The organism is Dietzia sp. E1 (assembly GCF_014145015.1).
Taxonomy (GTDB): domain Bacteria; phylum Actinomycetota; class Actinomycetes; order Mycobacteriales; family Mycobacteriaceae; genus Dietzia; species Dietzia cinnamea_A.
Genome location: NZ_JAALDU010000512.1, coordinates 1 through 2,469, shown reverse-complemented (window position 1 = coordinate 2,469; position 2,469 = coordinate 1). Strand labels below are relative to the sequence as shown.

The following is a 2,469-nucleotide window of genomic DNA, read 5'->3' as shown; positions in this document are numbered from 1 at the left end:
CTCGATGCTGACCTCGTTGAGCGCCCAGTCGCGGGCGATCCGGGTGCCGTGGACCTGGTCCATCCACACGATGTCCGTCGCGGGCAGGCCGAGTCGGCGGGCCAGCCGCGCGCGGTTGGCGGCCACGGCGGCGGGGGCGTCACCGACGTGGTCGCCGAGGTTGAACGAGTCGAAGTCTCCGGTCGACGCGCCGCCGCGGCGGTCGGTGACCACCCGGCGGACGCGCCCCGTGCCGTTGGGCGTCACGGGGCGCCGCGTCAGTGCCGCATGAAGGGCGGGACGTCGATGTCGTCGTCCTCGTCGCGGCGACGGGACGACGACGAGGACGAGCCCGTCGAGCTCGCGGACGACCCGCCGGAGCCCGGGTAGGCCGACTCCTCGCGACCGCGACCGCCGAGGGGAGTCGATCCGAGCTCCGAGGCCCCGCCGGTGTCGCCGGAGGCGCCGGGGACCGACTCGTCGTCGTCGAGGTGGTGGCGGCCGCGGCGAGGCTGGGCCGCGCCGGCGGTGACCGGACGGGACCCACCCTCGAACCCGGCGGCGATGACGGTCACGCGGACCTCGTCGCCGAGGGAGTCGTCGACGACCGTGCCGAAGATGATGTTGGCGTCGGGGTGAGCTTCCTCCTGCACGAGGGAGGCGGCCTCGTTGATCTCGAACAGGCCCAGGTCGCTGCCACCGGCGATGGACATGAGCACGCCCTTGGCGCCCTCCATCGTGGTCTCGAGCAGCGGCGAGTTGATGGCGGCCTCGGCGGCCTTGAACGCGCGGCCCTCCCCGCGGGATGAGCCGATGCCCATGAGCGCGCTGCCGGCGCCGGACATGACGCCCTTGACGTCGGCGAAGTCGACGTTGATGACGCCGGGCGTGGTGATGAGGTCGGTGATGCCCTGCACGCCGTTGAGCAGCACCTCGTCGGCGGTCTTGAACGCCTCCATCATCGACACCCCCGCGTCGCCCAGCTGCAGGAGGCGGTCGTTCGGGATCACGATGAGCGTGTCGCAGGCCTCACGCAGGGCGTCGATGCCGGCGTCGGCCTGTCCGCCGCGGCGCTTGCCCTCGAACGAGAACGGGCGCGTGACCACGCCCACGGTGAGAGCGCCGAGCTTGCGGGCGATGGCCGCCACGACGGGCGCGCCGCCGGTGCCGGTGCCGCCGCCCTCGCCGGCGGTGACGAAGACCATGTCGGCGCCCTTGAGCACCTCCTCGATCTCGTCCTTGTGGTCCTCGGCGGCCTTACGGCCCACCTCGGGGTCGGCGCCCGCGCCGAGCCCGCGGGTGAGCTCGCGGCCCACGTCGAGCTTGACGTCGGCGTCGGACATGAGGAGGGCCTGCGCGTCGGTGTTCACGGCGATGAACTCGACGCCCTTGAGCCCCTCGTCGATCATCCGGTTGACCGCGTTCACGCCGCCGCCGCCGATGCCGACGACCTTGATGACTGCGAGGTAGTTGTGAGGTGAGCTCATCGAGGCCCGGCCTTCCTATGGGGGTGTCGTGCTCGGTTGCGTGCTGTCTCGACGAAACGTTCCATGAACCCTGAAGTCTCACCCTCTAGTTGAGGGTTAAACTTGCTGGTCAGAGGTGGTTTCGGCCGTCGGAACACCACGGTAGGGCTACCGGCCCCGCGCGTCCACGAGGCTCGCGGGCGTGTCGTGCGTACCGGGTTGTCGAGCGTGCTCCACCGGGGCCCGGACGCGGCGCCGACCGGGGGCTAGCGGGACGTCGGCAGGGCCGGGTTGGACACGTTCCAGGTCTGCCCCGGCTGCTCGAGCACCATCTGCAACGCCACGGCCTTCTCCCGGTCGCGGCCGGCCGCTCCCCACTCGACGATCCGCCCGTCGGCGAGGGTGAGCACAATCGACGCACGGGTGTCGACCTCCACGGCGGTGATCTCCTGACCGGCCGTGCCCCGCACCTCGGCGAAGACCGTCGCCAGGTCGCGCACGACCGCCGGCAGCTCGTCGCGGGCGTCCTCCCCCACCGTGAGCACCGGCGTCCCGGGCGGGACCTCCCCCGGGCCGAAGTCGATGCCCTGGGCGTCCACGAGATGCTGCTCGCCGTCGACCTCCACCACCACGAGAGCGGTGCGCTCGACGAGTTCGATACGCAACCCCGACGGGTAGTCCCGCTTGACCGTCACCTGGTCCACACGCGGGATGCCCGCCACATGCCGGGCGACCGCGTGGGTGTCGACCTGGAGCAGCGGCGTGCCCGGTGCGACGGCCGCGCGCTCGGTGACGACCTCCCCGGGGATCGTCCGGGTGCCCTCGACGCTCACCTCACGGACGGCGAACACCGGCAGGAAATACAGCGCGATGTAGCCGAGCAGCAGCACGACCAACGCGATGCCGAGCCCGGCGTAGATCCGGTTGGTCCGCCGACGGCGGCGCCGCAGGCGCGCGCGCACGGCCGGGTCGGAGTGACGGACCCGCTCGTCGGAGCGGCGCAGGTCGGCCGCAGCGCGCCGGC

Annotated in this window: 3 protein-coding genes; all 3 read right to left on the bottom strand. The window is 72.3% G+C overall.

Going from position 1 to position 2,469, the window contains the following annotated elements:
* Positions 1-246: laccase domain-containing protein (locus G6030_RS14840; protein WP_182643648.1), on the bottom strand; the 246-nt coding region annotated here is incomplete at its 3' end.
* A gap of 11 nt (positions 247-257) precedes the next feature.
* Positions 258-1,466, bottom strand: a complete 1,209-nt coding sequence (ftsZ, locus tag G6030_RS14835; protein WP_007630583.1) for a cell division protein FtsZ — start codon at positions 1,464-1,466, stop codon at positions 258-260.
* 245 nt (positions 1,467-1,711) lie between these two features.
* The coding region (locus G6030_RS14830; protein ID WP_182643647.1) for an FtsQ-type POTRA domain-containing protein at positions 1,712-2,469 on the bottom strand (758 nt) is incomplete at its 5' end.